The following is a 17,262-nucleotide window of genomic DNA, read 5'->3' as shown; positions in this document are numbered from 1 at the left end:
GTTCTGCTATTCGCTCTCGGCTTCGGCCGCCAGTGCCTTCACCAGATCCACCAGCTTGCGGCGGACCTTCGGATCGGAAATCTTCACGAATGCCCGGTTGAGCTGCAGGCCTTCGGAAGAGGAGAGGAAGTCCACCACATAATTGGAGCTCGGCGCTTCCGCCATGCCTGATCCGGCGCCGCCCTCGCCCGGAGCATCCTCGAAAAAGAACGAGACCGGGACGTTGAGGATGGAGGAGATGTTCTGCAGCCGGCTCGCACCGACGCGGTTCGTTCCCTTTTCGTATTTTTGGATTTGCTGGAATGTGATCCCCAGACTCTCGCCGAGCTTCTCCTGGCTCATGCCAAGCATCGTCCGGCGAAGGCGAATCCTGCTACCGACATGAATGTCGATCGGGTTCGGCTTCTTCTTGTTTTCAACCATAGTCGCGTTCCTGAACACGCTGTTTCGATAGGCCACAACCCATCATTGACGCAGCAATTGATGAACAGCCTGCCAGCGAAAGCAGGGCTCCAGTGGCAGGCATGGGTTGATGGTGAAATCCACTATGCAATTTTAGGGGTTTTAGGTCAATTCGTCCAAAAGTTAAAACCCCTGCGCGAGATTACCGCAACCAACAATAGAAACGCCGCCGTGAACCAGAAGATCCTGCCACGCATCGTGCTGTCGGTCATGGTGGGCATCTTGCCCGGCAGAATTGTGTCCGTCACTCCCTTGTAATTGTATCCCAATCCTACCACTAAAACACCACGTGCATCAACAATTGCTGATATACCGGTGTTGGCGGCTCGGATCATTGGCGTGCCGGTCTCGATTGTGCGCAGCCGAGCCTGATGGAGATGCTGGCGCGGGCCGGGCGTGTCGCCGAACCAGGCGTCATTGGTGACGTTCAGGAGAGCGTCGGAGAGCTGCGCATTGCCGTCGATTTCGTCGGCAAAGATCGCCTCGTAACAGATCAGCGGATAGAATGTCCTGCCGCCGGGCAGCGTCAGGACCGAACGGTTCGGCGCCGCCGAGAAGCCACCAGGCATATTCGCGGCAATCGAACTCAAGCCCCAGGAATTGAGGACGTCCTCGAACGGCAGATACTCGCCGAATGGAACGAGATGCACCTTGTCCGCCGCGCCGACGATCTGGCCGCGGTCGTCGATCACGTAGATCGAATTGTAGTAGCGCGGCGGCAGGCCCGCCCCCGCATCCTCGGCCCGCACGGCGCCCGCCACGAGGATTTGCCCCTCCTGGAGAACCTCCGCGATCCGGGTCAGCGCGTCGGGATTGTCCGTCAGGATGAAGGGGATCGAGGTTTCCGGCCAGACGATGATATCCGGGCGCTTGCCGCCCGCCTGCGGCGGCGCGGCGGTCAAGGACAGATGCTCCTCGAAGATCGCCGCACGCTCGCGGTCGTCCATCTTCTTCGCCTGGTCGATCACCGGCTGCACAAGACGAACGGTGCGTTCCGGCATCATCGGCTGCGGCGCCGGCAGGGAAAGCCGGTGATAGCCGTAGCCGGTATGCGCAGCGAAGAGCAGTGCAGCGGCGGCAAGGCCGATCCGCGCGCCCCTGCCGGTGCCGACGAGGGCCGGAGCGGCAAACACGAAGACCGCAAGCATATTGATCGTCGCCACATTCAGGACGCTCGCCGATTGCATCATCAGCGGCATCGGCATTGCCGCATAGCCGATCGCATTCCAGGGGAAGCCGGTAAAGAGGAAGCTGCGCAGCCATTCAGAGAGGCCGAAGCCGACCGCAAGCGCAGCAATACGTCCGACGCCGTCTGACCAGAGGCAGCGGGCGATGATCACGGCGAGCGCATAGAACAGGGCGAGCGCGGCGGGAAGGCCGATGACGGCCAGCGGCAAGGCCCAGGCGAAGAGATCCGCCTCCACCAGGAGCGCGTTGCCGAGCCACCAAAGACCGCCGAGGAAATAGCCGAAGCCGAAACTCCAGCCGATCGCAGCCGCCGGCAGGAGCCGCCGGACGACGCCGTCGTCGGGATGGGTCGGTACCCCGTCGATCAGCCAGACGAGCATCGGAAAGGAAATGAAGGCCGCCGCGAAGATGCCGAAAGGCGGCTGGGCGAGCATCGCCAGCACGCCCGCGAGGAAGCCGACCAATGCGCGAGACGCCCCGGAGAGCAATATGATCCTGCCTGCCAGTTTTTCCATGCAGCCTCCAAGTCGCGCCGGCGAAGGCCTCGCGCGTAAGATCAATCGAATCAGTGCCGGCAGTTTTCCAAAAAACCGCTTGCTTGTCCCGTGGCCGTGGCGGCGCCGCGCCGCTGCTGCATGGTTTGGCCTTGGGTCGGTTCCGCTTCACGAAATCATGCAGCAGATCGTGGCGAGATGAAGAGAGAGGGCAATTACCCGGATCACCGCCCGACTGGTTGAGATAGGAGCCGGATTAACCACACCCGGCAGAATTCACGCTCCGGCCACCGCTGGTTGTTCCCTCCTGGGGACGATGCCGTTAGTCTGGTCCAACTACTCGGCACTGGGCCCATGTGACGCGTCTACTGCATCACTCCTAAAATTCGAGAATTGATTTGAGGAGGAAATCATGCAGCAATTCAAAGTGCTACAGCGACCTTTGCACGTCTCTTGACCGCGCGGCGTTGTAGGAGAGGCGATCCAGAACAGCATCTCGGACAAATAAGGGGTCCCCATGTTCGATACCCGCGAAAAGATCGCGCTTTTCATTGACGGCGCCAATCTCTACGCGACATCGAAGAGCCTCGGCTTCGACATCGATTACCGGAAGTTGTTGACCGCATTCCACAAACGCGCCTATCTGCTGCGCGCCTACTACTACACGGCGCTCATCGAAGACCTCGAATTTTCCTCGATCCGGCCCTTGATCGACTGGCTGGACTACAATGGCTACACGGTCGTGACCAAACCGGCCAAGGAATTCACTGACGCCCAAGGCCGGCGCAAGATCAAGGGGAGCATGGATGTAGAACTCGCGATCGACGCGATGGAACAGTGCCGCGTCGTCGACCATTTCGTCCTCTTCTCCGGCGACGGCAATTTCACCACCCTGGTGGACGCGTTGCAGCGCAGGGGACGCAAGGTTTCCGTCGTTTCGACGCTCACGACCCAGCCGCCGATGATCGCCGACGAACTGCGCCGCCAAGCTGATCATTTCATCGATCTCATCACATTGCGCAGCGAGATCGACCGCCATCCACAGGCGTCGCCCCAGACCGCCAAGCCGGTCGACGAAACGCTCACCACCTAAAACATATCATTCCGCCGAGCTCGGAGGCGGGGCGTTTGCCTGAGCGCCGCCATTCGCCGGCAGCGCATCGGGCAAGATTTCCTTTTCGGGCTTGACCACTCGCCGGCGTGCCGGCGGCCGCTTGCGCATGATGCGCACCCGCTTTACGCGACGCGGATCGGCGTCGAGGATTTGGAACTCGAAGCCGGGAATGGCCTGCACCACCTCGCCGCGGACCGGAATGCGGCCGAGCGATGCGAAGACCAGGCCGCCCAGCGTGTCGACGTCCTCGAGCTGCTCGCGCACGTCGAAATCCCGACCGATCGCCTCGGCAATCTCCTCGAGCTCGACACGCGCGTCCGCCACGAAAACGTCGTCCGACGAGCGGGCGAACATCACCTCGTCGTCGTCATGCTCGTCCTCGATGTCGCCGACCACCATCTCGACAATGTCTTCGAGCGAGACCAGCCCGTCGGTGCCGCCATACTCGTCGATGACGAGCGCCATCTGAATGCGTGCGGCCTGCATGCGTTGCATCAGGTCGGAAGCGAGCATCGAAGGGGGCACGAAGAGGACCTGGCGAATGATGCCCGCCTCCTCGACCGATTTGTTCAGGTCGACGCGCGATAGATCGAAGCCCGGCCTCGGCGGGCGCGGCATCTTCTCCACCTTGTCGGCGACGACCGGATGCGCTGCCTTCCCGTTGCGGCGGCGGTTGCGGGCCTGCCGGGTCACATAGGCGAGCAGGTCGCGGATATGGACCATGCCGCGCGGGTCGTCGAGTCCCTCGCTATAGACCGGCATGCGCGAACGGCCGGATTCTTCGAAGAGAACCATGAGTTCGCCGATCGTGATGCTCTGATCGACCGCTTCGATATCGGCACGCGGCACCATCACGTCCTCAACGCGGACCTCGCGGAAGCGGAGGATGTTGTTGAGCATCGCCCGCTCTTCGGGCGAAAAGGCGGTGTTGCTGTCGGCATCCGTCATCAGCGCGTCGGCGAGATCCTCGCGCAGGCTCGACGCACCCGCACCGCGCCACAGGCGGGCCGCACGGCTCCAGAAGGATGAGGTGGATTTGTTGCCCTCTGGTCGGGCGGTGGTACTACTACTGCCCGCGTCGGCGTCGCCGGAGGCATCGGCCTCCTCGCTGGCAACCGTTGCCGGCTGTGTCTTGAAGTCGCTCATTGTTCCAAACTGTCAATCCGGGGTCCGGTCCCCGTAGGGATCAGATAGGCCAAGACGCGCCAAAATGCGAGTCTCCAACCCTTCCATTCTTTCCGCTTCGTCGTCTTCAATATGATCATAGCCGAAAAGATGGAGGAATCCATGGACGAGAAGATGCGTCAGATGCTCGTCGAAAGATTTCTCCAATTCATCGGCTTCGCGCTTCAGCGTCTCGTAGGCGACGATAATGTCGCCGAGCATCGGCCCCGGCATCCTGCCGGGCGTCACCGGGAAGGCGGGGAAGGACAACACGTTGGTCGGCTTGTCCTGGTTGCGCCATTCGGCGTTGATCTCCCGCATAGACCGATCGTCGGTGAAGACCAGCGACAGTTCCGGCGGTTCGGCCGGGAACGGCTGCTTCTCCTCGGTGGCGAGAAAATCCGCGGCCGCGCCGAGAATGCGCGCAGAAAGGGCCTGCAACCGGTCCTCCGGCGGCCAGTCTCCTTCATCGACGCTGATCTGAATATCCAAAGCCGTCATGACTGGTCGCGACCGCCTCAGCGGTCGCTCTGTTCGCTTTCGTCGTGAACGGCCGTATGGCTTTCATAGGCCCTGACGATCCGCGCCACCATCGGATGGCGCACCACGTCGGCATCCTTGAAGCGGATCACCGACACGCCTTCGACGCCCTTGAGGATCTGCAGCGCCTCGACGAGACCGGATTTCACGCCGCGCGGCAGGTCGACCTGGCTCGGATCGCCGGTGACGATCATCCGGCCGTTTTCGCCGAGGCGCGTCAGGAACATTTTCATCTGCATCGACGTCGTGTTCTGCGCCTCGTCGAGGATGACGGCGGCATTGGCGAGCGTCCGGCCGCGCATGAAGGCGAGCGGCGCGATCTCGATCACGCCGGCCGAAATCGCCCGTTCCACCTTGTCGCCCGGCATCATGTCGTAAAGCGCATCGTAGAGCGGCCTGAGATAGGGATCGACCTTCTCTTTCATGTCGCCGGGCAGGAAGCCGAGCCGCTCGCCCGCTTCGACCGCCGGCCGCGACAGGATGATGCGGTCGACCGCGCCGCGCTCCAGCAGCTGGGCCGCATGGGCGACGGCGAGATAGGTCTTGCCGGTGCCGGCCGGGCCGACGCCGAAGACGAGCTCCGCCCGCTCCATGGCCCGGATATAGGCGTCCTGCATCGGCGTGCGCGCAGCAATCGTCTTCTTGCGCGTCGATATCTGCGCCATCGTCAACTTGGCTTTGCGCTCCATGGTCGGCAACTGCAGCTGGTCGTCGGCCGCGACCGCCATGCGGATCGCCCCTTCGACGTCGGACGTATCGATCGAAGCACCACTTTGCAGTCTTCCATAGAGATAGTCGAGCGCGCGCCGCGCCTGGTTGGTCGCCACGATGTCGCCGGAGATCGCAACGGAATTGCCGCGCGGCCTCGCATCGACGCGCAGCCGTTCCTCAAGCAATTTCAAATTCTGGTCGAACTGGCCGAAGAGCTCGCTGGCGAACCGATTGTTCTCGAACGTGAGCACGAAGTGATTGGCGTCTGTCGCGGTTGTCTTGGAATGGCGCGATGAGGTTGAAATCATTTCGTGTCCGTTCAAGCGGTTCTGGCTCCTCACTCTCGATCTCGGCACCGCGCGTGAAATGACGCGCAGAGAATGTTCTAACGCCTTAACTCAGCAAAAGCTCCCGAGAAGGCTCTCGTGCCCCTGCTCTATTCAATCATCTCGGCAAACAGGCTGTTCGGGCCGGCCTTGGTGATTCGTACCTTGATAATGTCACCGATTTGCGATCGTTTTGCATCAACATTCACGGGCTGCAGCCAGGGCGAGCGGCCGACTAGCTGACCCGGCATGCGGCCGGGCTTTTCCAGAAGCAGGTCTATCTCTCTGCCGACGCAGGCGGCGGCAAAGTCGCGCTGCTGTTTGAAGAGCAAAGTCTGCAATCTTTCCAGTCGCTTGGCCTTTACGTCTTCGGGAACCTGGTCCTTGAGATCGGCCCCCGGCGTACCCGGGCGACTTGAATATTTGAAAGAGAAGGCCTGTGCATAACCCACCGCCTCGACGAGACGCATCGTGTCCTCGAAATCCTGGTCGGTCTCGCCCGGGAAGCCGACGATGAAATCGCCGGAGAGCGCCAGATCGGGTTGAACGGTGCGAATCCGCTCGACAAGGGCAAGATATTCGGCCGCCGTATGGCGCCGGTTCATCGCTTTCAGGATGCGATCGGACCCGGATTGGACCGGCAGATGCAGATAGGGCATCAGCTTGGCCATCGATCGGTGCGCCTCGATCAGGCTCTCGTCCATGTCGCGCGGGTGGCTGGTCGTGTAGCGCAGCCGCGCGAGGCCGTCGATCTCGGCGAGGCGCCTCAGAAGGTCGCCGAGGCCCCAGTCGCGTCCGTCAGGCCCCGTTGCGTGCCAGGCATTGACGTTCTGGCCGAGCAGCGTGATCTCACGCACGCCGCCGTCGACCAGCTTTTCCGCCTCAGCGACGATCTGCGTCACCGGGCGCGAGACTTCCGAGCCGCGTGTGTAGGGCACCACACAGAAGGTGCAGAATTTGTCGCATCCTTCTTGCACGGTGAGAAAGGCGGTGACGCCGCGGGCACGGGTCTTGGCCCTGTCCGGCGCCGGCAGATGCTCGAACTTGTCCTCGATGACGTAGTCCGTCTCGACGACGCGCTCGCCGCTCCTCGCCCGCTTCAACGCCTCGGGCAGCCGGTGGTAGGTTTGCGGGCCGATGACGAGGTCTACCGCCGGCGCACGCCGTAGTATCTCGTTGCCCTCGGCCTGGGCGACGCAGCCGGCGACGCCGATCACCATTTCGCGGCCCGCGCTCGCCTTCGCCTTCTTCAGTTCCCGCAGCCGGCCCAGTTCGGAATAGACCTTTTCGGCGGCCTTCTCGCGGATATGACAGGTGTTGAGCAGCACGAAATCGGCATCTTCCAGCACGTCCGTCGCAATATAGCCGTCCCGCGTGAGCGCGTCGGACATACGGTCGGAATCGTAGACATTCATCTGGCAGCCATAGGTCTTGACGAAGACCTTGCGCGCCGGAGCGTGTTCCTCGCCCGCCACGGGCGATTTCGGCAGAAGAGCGGTTTCCTGGGTCATGCGGGTTCTTTAGTGCAAAGCGGCCCAAAGTTGAAGCATTTTCGGCCGGCACCCAAGGCGGCGGGGCGGCTCGTTATCGCTAGGCCGCGGTCCTCTCGCGGGCCGGCGCCCGGCCTCTCAGCCGGTCCGACAACATGTTGCGGATCCGCTGCTCGACGAGGCGGCTGATGGTCTTGCGGCTGGAGTGCCGGTCGTAATCCACCGCCTCGCCGAAATCCACTTCCACGTCGATCGCCCCTTCCCGAAGGACCCCGACGAGGTGCGGCAGCAGCCCGATGTCGCCCGGCCAGGCCGCGATCGGCCGGTAGTAGCGGCCCATGGGCATGCCATGGATGCCCGTATAGGAAATCGCCACCGGCTGGACATGCACGACGCCGGTCGGCGACTGCGGCACGGCCGAGGCGGCTGCGCCGAACAGCGAGGTCTTGATCTCGAGAAGGCGGTTGCCGTCCGAAGTCGTGCCCTCCGGAAAGAGCACGACGACCTCGCCGTCCGCGAGCCGGCGGCCGATCTCGCTTACCTGTTGGCCGATTGTGCGTTTCTGCTCCCGTTCAATAAAAACCGAGGCCTGCAGGCGGGCAAGGATACCGAAGACGGGCCAGTCCCTGACGTCCGACTTGGCTACGAAAACGACATCGGCAATGGACGACAGGACCATTATGTCCTTCCAGGAGACGTGATTGGCGCTTATCAGCAGCGGCCGCCGCCGATCCAATTCCCCGTGGACCCGAACGCGAAGGCCGAGCAGACGGCAGGCGATGCGATGCCAGAACCGCGGCAGGAAGCGGCGCGGCTTCATATCCAGCCAGAGGCAGACAAGTTGGACCGGCATCAGCAGCAAAGAGACGATCGCCAGCAGGATGGCGTAGAGCGCGACCCGTATCCAGTTGATCATCCGGAAAGACTTTCTGATCCGACCACTTCGACGGGACTGGAGCGGGTGCGCTCAATGCGTCCGCGCCGCCGCTCTATCGGATTGATTTGCCGCATTTATGCGACGGCAGGTGAGTCCACCTGCCTGCAAAATGCTCTAGCGAAGATCGAGCCGCATGACAAGGGCGGCCGTGCGCGACCCGCCCGCTCCCTGATAATAGGCCTTGCGCTCGCCGACCTTCGCGAAGCCGAGCTTGCCGTAAAGTCCGATCGCTGCCAGGTTCGTCTCATCGACTTCGAGGAATAGCGTCTCAGCGCCCTTGACGATCGCCTCGCGCATCACCGCCTGCATCAGCCGCCAGCCGAGACCGGAGCGGGCAAAACGCGGATCGACGCCGATCGACAGGACCTCGGCCTCACCCGCGGCGGCACGCGACAGCACGAAGCCTCCGAATGCAGGTCGAAACGTGCCATTCGTCTGGCGGGCAGCGAAGCCGAAGACCGTTTCCTGCAGCAGGAGCGCATGAATTTCGCCGTCGCTCCAGGGCTTGGCGAAACGCTGGCTGTGCAGAGTTGCCGCCGCGATCAGGTCCGCCTCCTCCAGCGGGAAGATGTCGAATTCAGTTCGGCGCGTGAAATAGTCGGTGAAGCTCATCTCTGTCCTGCGCATCCGGCTCGACGGTACCGCGCCCTCCTCATCCAGGGCGCCGGCCGGCTGTCTCGATTGGCTGAACGGGTCTATCCTGCCGTCGCCCTCCTGACGGCGAAGCCCGCCTGAGGCTTTGCATCCGGGCCCCGCAAGTAGAGCGGTTTCGGCTTGGCCGAGGCTGGATCGGCCGTAGCGCCTAGCCGGCCGACGAGGCCGATATCGATGGCGATATCGATCTCGTCCGGCTTGCCGACCGTATCGGCCGAGGCAACGAGCGGTGCGCCGGAGCCGCAAATAACGCCGACGAAACCGGAAAAGCGGTCGCGCGCTGTGGCGAGCGGCAGGATTTCGGGCTCGCCTTGCGCCTCGCCGCACGCGCTAAAGGCCTGGACATAGACCTCGTCCCGTTTCGCGTCGATGACCGCCAGCACCGGCTGCCCCGGCTGCTTCTCCCTGGCGCTCTCGGCAACAAGCTGGAGCGTGGTGATACCGAGGGCCGGCTTGCCGAGGGCAAGCGCCAGGCCGCGCGCCGCTGCGACGCCGACGCGAATGCCGGTGAACGACCCCGGCCCTACGGTGACGGCGATCCGGTCTATGTCCGCAAGTTCCCTGCCGGAGGCGAAGAGCGCCTCATCGACGAACTCCATCAGGCGCTCGGCATGACCGCGGCCGATGTCGGCGCCGGCATGGGCCAGCACTTCGCCCGCCGCGCCGTCATAGACTGCAGCCGCGCAACCGCTGCCCGAGCTATCGATGGCAAGGACCAACATTGTGAGACGCCATGACCTCCCTGCGCTGCTTCGCCGGCCCGCGAAGAGGCTCTTCCGCTGCAAGGCGCGACCGCAGCCGTCGCCTGTCGTCGGTGTCCGAAAATCTTGGGGCTGCAACAAGCCTAAGTCGGTACGAACCGTATCCGCAAGAGCGGCGCAAGCGCCGCTCCGCCTATCCCGCTCGGCCGGCTTCAGACCGATTCGACCGATTCGACCTCGGGCACGAAATGGCGCAGCAAGTTCTGCACGCCGTGCCTGAGCGTCGCGGTCGAGGACGGGCAACCGGAGCAGGCTCCCTTCATGTTCAGGAACACGGTGCCGTCCTTGAAACCCCGGAAGGTGATGTCGCCGCCATCCTGGGCGACGGCCGGGCGCACCCGCGTGTCGAGCAGTTCCTTGATCGTCGCGACGATCGCCTCGTCGCCCTCGTCATAGAATTCGCCTTCCTGATCCGTCTCTTCGGCTCGGCCGGCGCCCGACATGATCGGCTGGCCGGACATGAAATGCTCCATAATCGAGCCGAGGACCGCGGGCTTAAGGTGCTGCCACTCCTGCCCTTCCTTGCTGACGGTGATGAAGTCGTAGCCGAAATAGACGCCGCTGACGCCGGGAATCGAGAAAAGCCGTGCCGCCAGCGGCGAACCGGCGCGCGCCTCTTCCTCGCTTCGGAATTCGGCGGTTCCGTTCTCCATCACCACCTTGCCCGGCAGGAACTTCAACGTGGCCGGATTCGGCGTGGCTTCGGTCTGGATGAACATGGTTCTCTCCGTTGCGCCGGGAGCACTCTCAACCGGCTCTTTAGAATTGTTCAAAAATATAGGGGCATCGCTCCGGCGCCGCAAGGGCGCGTTCTGCCGCACTGTCAGGTCAGCGCGTCGATCTCCTCGTCGGTCAGAAGATCGGGAATGACCGTGACCGGAATCGGAAAGGCCGCCGCCTTGCCTGCGATCGAAGATACGAGCGGCCCGGGCCCTTCTTTCGCCGATCCCGCGGCAAGCACGAGGATGGCGATATCCCGATCTTCCTCGATCAGCGCGTATATCTGCTCCGTGGCGATCCCCTCGCGAATGACGATTTCAGGCTCGATGCCGATCCTCTCGCGTACCGTCTGCGCGACCTTGGCCAGCGTCGCCTCGGCCTCCTCGCGCGCCTCCGCCCGCATGATTTCCTCCACCCCCAGCCATTGCTGGAAGTCGGCGTCGGAGATCACATAGAGCAGCACGAGACCGCCATTGGAGTTCTTGGCGCGCATGCCTGCATAGTGCACGGCACGGCCGCATTCGGGCGTGTCGTCGATCACCGCCATGAACTTGCGGCGATGACCTTCCAGTCGTGAGAGTCGGGTGGAAACCATGCGGCGAACATTACATCGCCGCATGCGTCCCGCAAGCTCTCATTTCGGCGGACTACTGCAAAAAGCCGATGATCTCGCGAACCTCGCGCATGGTCTTTTCCGCCCGCGCCCGCGCCCGCTCGCTGCCATTCCTGAGGATCGAGTCGATATGCGCCGTGTCGTCCATCAGACGACGCATCTCGCCGGTGATCGGCGACAGCACTTTGACGGCGAGATCGATGAGGGCCGGTTTGAAGACCGAGAATTGCTGACCGCCGAACTCGGCGAGAACCTCATCCTTCGTCCGGTCGGCAAGGGCCGCATAGATGCCGACGAGGTTTTCCGCTTCCGGGCGGCCCTTCAGCCCCTCGGCTTCGCTCGGCAGCGCATCCGGATCGGTCTTGGCCTTGCGGATTTTCTTGGCAATCGTCTCCGGATCATCCAGCAGATTGATGCGCGACAGGTCCGACGGATCGGACTTCGACATCTTCTTCGTGCCGTCGCGCAGCGACATGACGCGGGGCGCCGGTCCGCCGATCAGCGGCTCCACCGGCGGGAAATAGGCATGGATCGGTTCTTCGCCGACGACAATGTCGACGCCGTAGCCGCGCGTCCGGATGTGCTCCATGAAGTCGATGTTGAACTTCTGGGCAATATCGCGGGTGAGCTCCAGATGCTGCTTCTGGTCGTCACCGACCGGAACATGGGTGGCGCGGTAGACGAGAATGTCGGCCGCCATCAGGCTCGGGTAAGCGAGCAGGCCGAGCGAGGCGTTCTCGCGGTCCTTGCCGGCCTTGTCCTTGAATTGCGTCATCCGGTTCATCCAGCCGATGCGGGCGACGCAGTTGAAGATCCAGGCAAGCTCCGCATGCTGCGGCACCGCCGACTGGTTGAAGACGATATGCTTCTCGGGATCGATGCCCGAGGCGACGAAGGCGGCCGCGATCGAGCGGATCTGACCCGGCAGGTCGTCATGCACCAGCTGCGCGGTGATGGAGTGCAGGTCGACGACGCAATAGATGCAGTCGTTGTTCTCCTGCAGGGCGACGAATTTTCGGATCGCGCCGAGATAATTGCCGAGATGCAGATTGCCGGTCGGTTGAACGCCGGAAAATACGAGCGGCCTGAATTCGTTCATGTCGTCCTCATCGGGCTTGTGGAGGGCCCACCAATTGATATCGCCGCGCTTATGCACGGCGCGCCAAATGCAATCAAGAGGCGGGTTGCAGGAGGTCCCAACGATTGCCGAACGGATCGGTGAAGACGGCGACAATGCCGTAGGCCTCATGGCGCGGCGTCTCGAGGAATTCGACGCCGGCGGCAAGCATCGTCGCATGGTCGCGGGCAAAGTCGTCGGTGAAGAGGAAGAAGCCGACGCGGCCGCCGGTCTGATTGCCGATCGCCGCCTTCTGCCGATCGCCCTCGGCCTTGGCGATGAGCAGCGCCGTTTCGGTCGCGCCTTTCGGCCGCACCAGCACCCAGCGCTTGCCGCCGCCTAGATCGGTGTCCTCGATCAGATCGAAGCCCAAGCGACCGCAATAGAAGGCGATGCCCTCGACATAGTCCGGGACGAGAATGGCGACCCGGGCAATGGTCTGCCTCATGGCTCGCCGTTCTCCTCACCCGCCCTCGAGGCAGCCGCCGGAACAGCTTTGCGCTTCAAGCTGCGGCGTATCATCCCCAGGCTGGCGCCGCCAAGCCCAAAGGCGGCGGCGAAATAGATCGACATCGCAACCGCCACCAGGCCGCAGACGGTTGCGGCGCGGATCGCCAGTGGCGCGGCGGAGGAAAGCGGGAAGGCCAGCCACTGGATGGCGTAGTGGAGCGCCGCCGCCATGATCGCGGCGGCGATCACAAGGCGCGGAATGCGGGTGAGTAGCGGAATGTCGCGGCCCCAGTGGCCGCGCCAGGCGAGCGTCGCAAAGAGCAGGAGGGCGTTCACCCAGCCGGCGACGATCTCGGCGGTGGCGATGCCGCTGGCGCCGAGCGAGGGAAACAGCGTCAGCGCCAAGGACACGTTCACCGCCACCGAGATCGCAGCGAAGATCATCGGCGTGCGCGTGTCCTCGCGCGCGAAGAAGCCCGGGATGAAGGCCTTGATCAGCACGAAGGCCGGCAGGCCGAGACCGTAGATCGCCAGGATATGCCCGACGACGACGGTCGATTCGGGCGAGAACTTGCCGCGTTCGAAGAGCAGCCGGACGATCGGCTCCGACATGACGAGCAGCGCCGCGGCCGCCGGCAGCGTCAGGAACAGGGTGAACTCGACGGAGCGGTTCTGGAGGTTCGACGCCTCGTTGAGATTGCCGGCGCGCAGCGCCCGCGACAGTTCCGGCAGGAGCACGGTTGCGACGGCGATGCCGACGACGCCGAGCGGAAGCTGGTAGATGCGGTCCGCATAGACGAGCGACGAAACCGCCCCTTCCTGCGCCGAGGCGATATTGGTGTTGATCAGCAGGTTGATCTGGGTGATGCCGCCGGTGATCGCCGCCGGCAGCGCCAGCACCAGCAGGCGCCGGACATTGGCGGTCAGGCGCGGACGGCGGAAGCCGATCCGGATGCCGGCGTTGCGGACGGCGATCCAGACGATCGCCAGCTGGACGAGGCCGGCCGCCATGACGCCCCAGGAGAGGCTGTAGCCGACGGCAACCGCGTCCTGGCCGCTATACCAGGCATAGGCAAGCGCGCCGATCAGGATGAAGTTGAGGAACACCGGCGCGATCGCCGCGGCGAAATAGCGGTGCAGCGAATTGAGCATGCCCGCCATCATCGCCGCCAGCGACATGCAGGCGAGATACGGGAACATGATCGTCGCGAAGGTGACGGTGCTTGCGAATTTCGCCGGATCGTCGGCGAAACCGGGAGCGATCAGTTCGCCCACGATAAACGGCATCGCCAGTTCCATGGCGATCGTCAGAAACAATAGGACGGTGAAGAGCACGCCGAAGACTTCTTCGGAGAAGCGGCGGGCGCCGTCCATGCCGCGCGCCTCGATCTCCTTGGCGAAGAGCGGCACGAAAGCCGAGTTGAACGCACCCTCGGCGAAAAGCCGGCGAAAGGTGTTGGGGAGCCGGAAGGCCGTGTTGAAAGCGTCGGCGACCGGTCCGGTGCCGAGGGCGGCCGCCATGAAGGTCTCGCGCACGAAGCCGAAGACGCGGCTTCCGAGCGTCGCGCCGCCGACGGTTGCGAATTTCTTGACGAGGCTCATGTTTCGGCTTTTGTCGTTCTGGAAGCCTGCGACGTCCGCGGCGGATGGGCGGGAGCGATGATGCCGGAGGGCATGCGCTCGCGCGCCTCGTCGACCTCGCCGGCCAGCACTGCCTTGAGGCGCGCGGCAATGTTACTCTGCCGGTTCTCATTGATGATCTTCGCGCCGACCAGGTCGGTCACATAGAAGGTGTCGATGACCTTCTCGCCGAAAGTGGTGATATGGGCCGAGGCGATATCGAGCGAGAGGTCGGAAAGCACCGCGGTGATCTCGGAAAGCAGGCCGGTCCGGTCGAGGCCCTCGACCTCGATGACGGTGAACTTGTTCGACAGCGTATTGCTGATCGTCACCTCCGGCGTCACCGTGAAGGCCTTGCTGCGCCTCTTCGCCCGGGTGCGGCTGGCGATCACCTCCGGCAGCCGCTTGCGGCCGGAGAGCACGTCCTCGATCAGCTTGCCGATGCTCGCCGCGCGCCGCATCTCGTCCTCGTCGACCGAGAACTCCCGGTTGACGAGGATCGTATCCAGCGCCCGGCCATCCGAGGTCGTATGGATCTGCGCGTCTACGATGTTGGCGCCCGCGGCGGCGCAGGCGCCGGCGATGACCGTCAGCAGCCGCGGATGGTCCGGCGAAAGCACGGTGATCTCGGTGATGGCATGGAAATGATGGGTGCGCACCATCGTCGCCAGGGTCTTGCCGGCCTTATCCGCCTCGCGGATGAATTCGGCGTGCCGCACCTGATCCTCGAGCGCCACGGTCAGGAGATAGGGCTGGTAGTGAAGCCGGACATAGGCGTCCCGCTCCTTCTTCGACCAGTCCTTGAGCGCGTCTGCAAGCATATGGGCGGCGTGCTTTGCCCGCTCCTTGCGCGACAGTTCCGAGAAGCCGCCGGAGAGAAGAAGCTCGGTTTCGTAATAGAGCGTGCGCAGCAACTGCCCCTTCCAGCCGTTCCAGACGCCGGGGCCGACCGCCCGGATGTCGCAGACGGTCAGGATGAGCAGCATCTTCAGGCGCTCGAGCGATTGCACGCGCTCGGCGAAGTCGAGGATGGTCTTGCGGTCATTGAGGTCGCGGGTCTGCGCGACCATCGACATGGTCAGATGTTCCTCGACCAGCCAGACCACCGTCTCGGTCTGCTTCGGCGACAGGCCGAGACGCGGGCAGAGCTTGCGGGCAACCTTGGCGCCGGCGACCGAATGGTCCTCGGGCCGGCCCTTGGCGATGTCGTGCAGCAGCACGGCGACGTAGAGCGCCTCGCGATCCTCGATGCCGGGCATCAGCATGGCCGTCAGCGGGTGCGCTTCCTCCTCGAGGCCGCGATCGATCCGCGACAGCACGTCGACCGTGCGCAAGAGGTGCTCGTCCACCGTGTAGTGATGATACATGTTGAACTGCATCATCGAGACGATCTTGCCGAAATCCGGGATGAACCGGCCGAGCACGCCCGACTCGTTCATGCGCCTCAGGATCAGTTCCGGATTGCGGCGCGAGGTGAGGATCGACAGGAACAGCCGGTTGGCCTCGTCGCTTTCGCGCAAATGCGGGGTGATCAGGCCGAGCGAACGGGTCACCTGCTTCAGCGCGTTCGGATGGAACTCCAGCCCGTGGATATCGGCAATATGGAACAGGCGCAGCAGGTTGATCGGATCCCGTTTGAAGACGTCCGGGCTTGCGAGCGCGATGCGGCCGCCATCGTCGACGAAATCGAGCGTACCGGCAATCTTGCGCGTGCGGTGCCGGAAGCGGCTGAAGACGCCCGAGATCCCCGGCGTATCCTTGGCCTGCTGGTCCTCGAGCGCGGCGCAGAAGATGCGGGTGAGATCGCCGACGTCCTTGGCGACGAGGAAGTAATGCTTCATGAAGCGTTCGACGGCCGAGAGGCCCGGATGGTCGTGATAGCCGAGCGCTTCGGCAATCTCGCGCTGGATGTCGAAGGACAGGCGTTCCTCCGCCTTTCCGGTCAGGAAGTGCATGTGGCAGCGAACTGCCCAGAGGAAATCGTCCGATTTCTGGAAAAGCTTGTATTCCTGCCGCGACAGGACGCCGAGCTTGACGAGGTCGGCCGGATCCTTAACCCGGTAGAAATACTTGGCGATCCAGAACAGCGTGTGCAGATCGCGTAAGCCCCCCTTGCCCTCCTTGACGTTCGGCTCGACGAGATAGCGGGTGTCGCCCGCCTTGCGGTGGCGCCCGTCGCGTTCGGCGAGCTTGGCAGCGATGAATTCGGGGCCAGTGTTGCGGACGATCTCGTGATCGAAGCGCTGCTCGAGTTCGCCAGCCAGCGCCTCGGAACCGCAAATATAGCGGCATTCGAGGATCGCCGTGCGGATCGTCATGTCGGCGCGCGACAGTCGGATGCATTCGTCGATGGTGCGCGTCGCATGGCCGACCTTGAAGCCGAGGTCCCACAGGACGTAGAGTGTGAATTCGATGGCAGGCTCCGCCCAGACCGCCTTTTTGGGCGGCAACAGGAAGAGCAGGTCTATGTCCGAGCCCGGCGCCAGGGTGCCGCGGCCATAGCCGCCGACCGCGGTCACGGCGAGCCGGGAAGCCGCCGGCGCATGGGCGGCGTCGAACACCTCGTTCAGCACGAAATCGTGCAGCACGGTGATCAGTTGATCCTGCAGCCAGGATATGCGCTCGGCGCATTTGATGCCGGCCCCGTCGACGGCAAGCAGTTCGCGCGCCTTGGCTCGGCCTGCATTGTTCGCCTCCTTGAAGGCGGCGAGAAGCGCGCGGCGCATCGGCTCGCGCTGCTCGGCATGGGCCGAGGCGATGAAGCCGCACTTGGCCCGAAGTGCGGCGACGTCGAGAATTTCAGGGAAGGAAGTTTCGTGTTTGGCCATTTAGTGCCGGGAGGCGTCCTGTCCGACTGATCGTAATGGTTCGCTGCATGTGCAAGCGCCGGAATCATGCAGC

The 17,262-nt window shown here is 63.5% G+C and carries 16 protein-coding genes; 1 reads left to right on the top strand and 15 read right to left on the bottom strand.

Annotation, left to right across the window (positions count from 1 at the left end):
- Positions 1-6: 6 nt before the first annotated feature.
- The gene (locus tag NXT3_RS02065) at positions 7-423 is read right to left on the bottom strand and encodes a helix-turn-helix domain-containing protein (RefSeq protein ID WP_097525555.1); all 417 of its coding nucleotides are present in this window, start codon (positions 421-423) and stop codon (positions 7-9) included.
- 146 nt (positions 424-569) lie between these two features.
- Positions 570-2,165 carry an apolipoprotein N-acyltransferase gene (gene lnt / locus NXT3_RS02060; RefSeq protein WP_104838718.1) on the bottom strand — a complete coding sequence of 532 codons (1,596 nt, stop codon included), beginning with the start codon at positions 2,163-2,165 and terminating at the stop codon, positions 570-572.
- 496 nt (positions 2,166-2,661) lie between these two features.
- Here lnt and NXT3_RS02055 point away from each other — a divergent pair, with 496 nt between their 5' ends.
- Positions 2,662-3,237 (top strand): LabA-like NYN domain-containing protein, encoded by a 576-nt coding sequence (locus NXT3_RS02055; RefSeq protein ID WP_037420733.1) that lies wholly within the window; start codon positions 2,662-2,664, stop codon positions 3,235-3,237.
- A gap of 6 nt (positions 3,238-3,243) precedes the next feature.
- Here the strand turns inward: NXT3_RS02055 and NXT3_RS02050 are convergent, their stop codons facing one another.
- The 13 genes from NXT3_RS02050 to NXT3_RS01990 form a co-directional block, all read right to left on the bottom strand.
- Positions 3,244-4,404: a hemolysin family protein gene (locus NXT3_RS02050; protein ID WP_104838717.1), complete on the bottom strand. Its 1,161-nt coding sequence runs from the start codon at positions 4,402-4,404 to the stop codon at positions 3,244-3,246.
- 12 nt (positions 4,405-4,416) lie between these two features.
- Positions 4,417-4,923, bottom strand: coding sequence for an rRNA maturation RNase YbeY (gene ybeY, locus NXT3_RS02045; protein WP_037420738.1), 507 nt, complete (start codon positions 4,921-4,923; stop codon positions 4,417-4,419).
- A gap of 17 nt (positions 4,924-4,940) precedes the next feature.
- Positions 4,941-5,996 carry a PhoH family protein gene (locus tag NXT3_RS02040; protein WP_037420741.1) on the bottom strand — a complete coding sequence of 352 codons (1,056 nt, stop codon included), beginning with the start codon at positions 5,994-5,996 and terminating at the stop codon, positions 4,941-4,943.
- Between the two features lie 113 nt (positions 5,997-6,109).
- Entirely contained in the window at positions 6,110-7,510 is a 1,401-nt protein-coding gene (gene miaB, locus NXT3_RS02035) for a tRNA (N6-isopentenyl adenosine(37)-C2)-methylthiotransferase MiaB (protein WP_104838716.1), read from the bottom strand.
- Positions 7,511-7,589: 79 nt separating this feature from the next.
- Positions 7,590-8,405, bottom strand: a complete 816-nt coding sequence (locus NXT3_RS02030; RefSeq protein ID WP_104838715.1) for a lyso-ornithine lipid O-acyltransferase — start codon at positions 8,403-8,405, stop codon at positions 7,590-7,592.
- 135 nt (positions 8,406-8,540) lie between these two features.
- Positions 8,541-9,038, bottom strand: coding sequence for a GNAT family N-acetyltransferase (locus NXT3_RS02025; RefSeq protein ID WP_104838714.1), 498 nt, complete (start codon positions 9,036-9,038; stop codon positions 8,541-8,543).
- Between the two features lie 83 nt (positions 9,039-9,121).
- On the bottom strand, positions 9,122-9,802 hold the full coding sequence (gene tsaB / locus NXT3_RS02020; protein WP_104838713.1) for a tRNA (adenosine(37)-N6)-threonylcarbamoyltransferase complex dimerization subunit type 1 TsaB: 681 nt from the start codon (positions 9,800-9,802) through the stop codon (positions 9,122-9,124).
- Positions 9,803-9,993: 191 nt separating this feature from the next.
- On the bottom strand, positions 9,994-10,560 hold the full coding sequence (locus tag NXT3_RS02015; RefSeq protein WP_037378149.1) for a NifU family protein: 567 nt from the start codon (positions 10,558-10,560) through the stop codon (positions 9,994-9,996).
- 104 nt (positions 10,561-10,664) lie between these two features.
- Positions 10,665-11,156, bottom strand: coding sequence for a universal stress protein (locus NXT3_RS02010; protein WP_037378146.1), 492 nt, complete (start codon positions 11,154-11,156; stop codon positions 10,665-10,667).
- Positions 11,157-11,208: 52 nt separating this feature from the next.
- Complete coding sequence (gene trpS / locus NXT3_RS02005; RefSeq protein WP_104838712.1) at positions 11,209-12,273, bottom strand: tryptophan--tRNA ligase; 1,065 nt, start codon at positions 12,271-12,273, stop codon at positions 11,209-11,211.
- Between the two features lie 73 nt (positions 12,274-12,346).
- Complete coding sequence (locus NXT3_RS02000) at positions 12,347-12,739, bottom strand: VOC family protein (protein WP_097525545.1); 393 nt, start codon at positions 12,737-12,739, stop codon at positions 12,347-12,349.
- On the bottom strand, positions 12,736-14,343 hold the full coding sequence (gene murJ, locus NXT3_RS01995) for a murein biosynthesis integral membrane protein MurJ (RefSeq protein ID WP_104838711.1): 1,608 nt from the start codon (positions 14,341-14,343) through the stop codon (positions 12,736-12,738). The genes NXT3_RS02000 and murJ overlap by 4 nt, the downstream gene beginning before the upstream one ends.
- Entirely contained in the window at positions 14,340-17,189 is a 2,850-nt protein-coding gene (locus tag NXT3_RS01990; RefSeq protein WP_037420770.1) for a [protein-PII] uridylyltransferase, read from the bottom strand. The genes murJ and NXT3_RS01990 overlap by 4 nt, the downstream gene beginning before the upstream one ends.
- Between the last annotated feature and the right edge of the window lie 73 nt (positions 17,190-17,262).

Origin of the sequence: Sinorhizobium fredii (assembly GCF_002944405.1) — a bacterium.
Classification (GTDB): domain Bacteria; phylum Pseudomonadota; class Alphaproteobacteria; order Rhizobiales; family Rhizobiaceae; genus Sinorhizobium; species Sinorhizobium fredii_C.
The sequence above is the reverse complement of the archived record's forward strand: the minus strand, read 5'-3'. Positions and strand labels throughout refer to the sequence as shown.

What these genes read in the sequence shown, in the direction of transcription:
- NXT3_RS02065 (WP_097525555.1), bottom strand. Translation starts at nt 423, where the DNA reads ATGGTTGAAAACAAGAAGAAGCCGAACCCGATCGACATTCATGTCGGT.
- lnt (WP_104838718.1), bottom strand. Translation starts at nt 2,165, where the DNA reads ATGGAAAAACTGGCAGGCAGGATCATATTGCTCTCCGGGGCGTCTCGC.
- NXT3_RS02055 (WP_037420733.1), top strand. Translation starts at nt 2,662, where the DNA reads ATGTTCGATACCCGCGAAAAGATCGCGCTTTTCATTGACGGCGCCAAT.
- NXT3_RS02050 (WP_104838717.1), bottom strand. Translation starts at nt 4,404, where the DNA reads ATGAGCGACTTCAAGACACAGCCGGCAACGGTTGCCAGCGAGGAGGCC.
- ybeY (WP_037420738.1), bottom strand. Translation starts at nt 4,923, where the DNA reads ATGACGGCTTTGGATATTCAGATCAGCGTCGATGAAGGAGACTGGCCG.
- miaB (WP_104838716.1), bottom strand. Translation starts at nt 7,510, where the DNA reads ATGACCCAGGAAACCGCTCTTCTGCCGAAATCGCCCGTGGCGGGCGAG.
- NXT3_RS02030 (WP_104838715.1), bottom strand. Translation starts at nt 8,405, where the DNA reads ATGATCAACTGGATACGGGTCGCGCTCTACGCCATCCTGCTGGCGATC.
- NXT3_RS02025 (WP_104838714.1), bottom strand. Translation starts at nt 9,038, where the DNA reads ATGAGCTTCACCGACTATTTCACGCGCCGAACTGAATTCGACATCTTC.
- tsaB (WP_104838713.1), bottom strand. Translation starts at nt 9,802, where the DNA reads ATGTTGGTCCTTGCCATCGATAGCTCGGGCAGCGGTTGCGCGGCTGCA.
- NXT3_RS02015 (WP_037378149.1), bottom strand. Translation starts at nt 10,560, where the DNA reads ATGTTCATCCAGACCGAAGCCACGCCGAATCCGGCCACGTTGAAGTTC.
- NXT3_RS02010 (WP_037378146.1), bottom strand. Translation starts at nt 11,156, where the DNA reads ATGGTTTCCACCCGACTCTCACGACTGGAAGGTCATCGCCGCAAGTTC.
- trpS (WP_104838712.1), bottom strand. Translation starts at nt 12,273, where the DNA reads ATGAACGAATTCAGGCCGCTCGTATTTTCCGGCGTTCAACCGACCGGC.
- NXT3_RS02000 (WP_097525545.1), bottom strand. Translation starts at nt 12,739, where the DNA reads ATGAGGCAGACCATTGCCCGGGTCGCCATTCTCGTCCCGGACTATGTC.
- murJ (WP_104838711.1), bottom strand. Translation starts at nt 14,343, where the DNA reads ATGAGCCTCGTCAAGAAATTCGCAACCGTCGGCGGCGCGACGCTCGGA.
- NXT3_RS01990 (WP_037420770.1), bottom strand. Translation starts at nt 17,189, where the DNA reads ATGGCCAAACACGAAACTTCCTTCCCTGAAATTCTCGACGTCGCCGCA.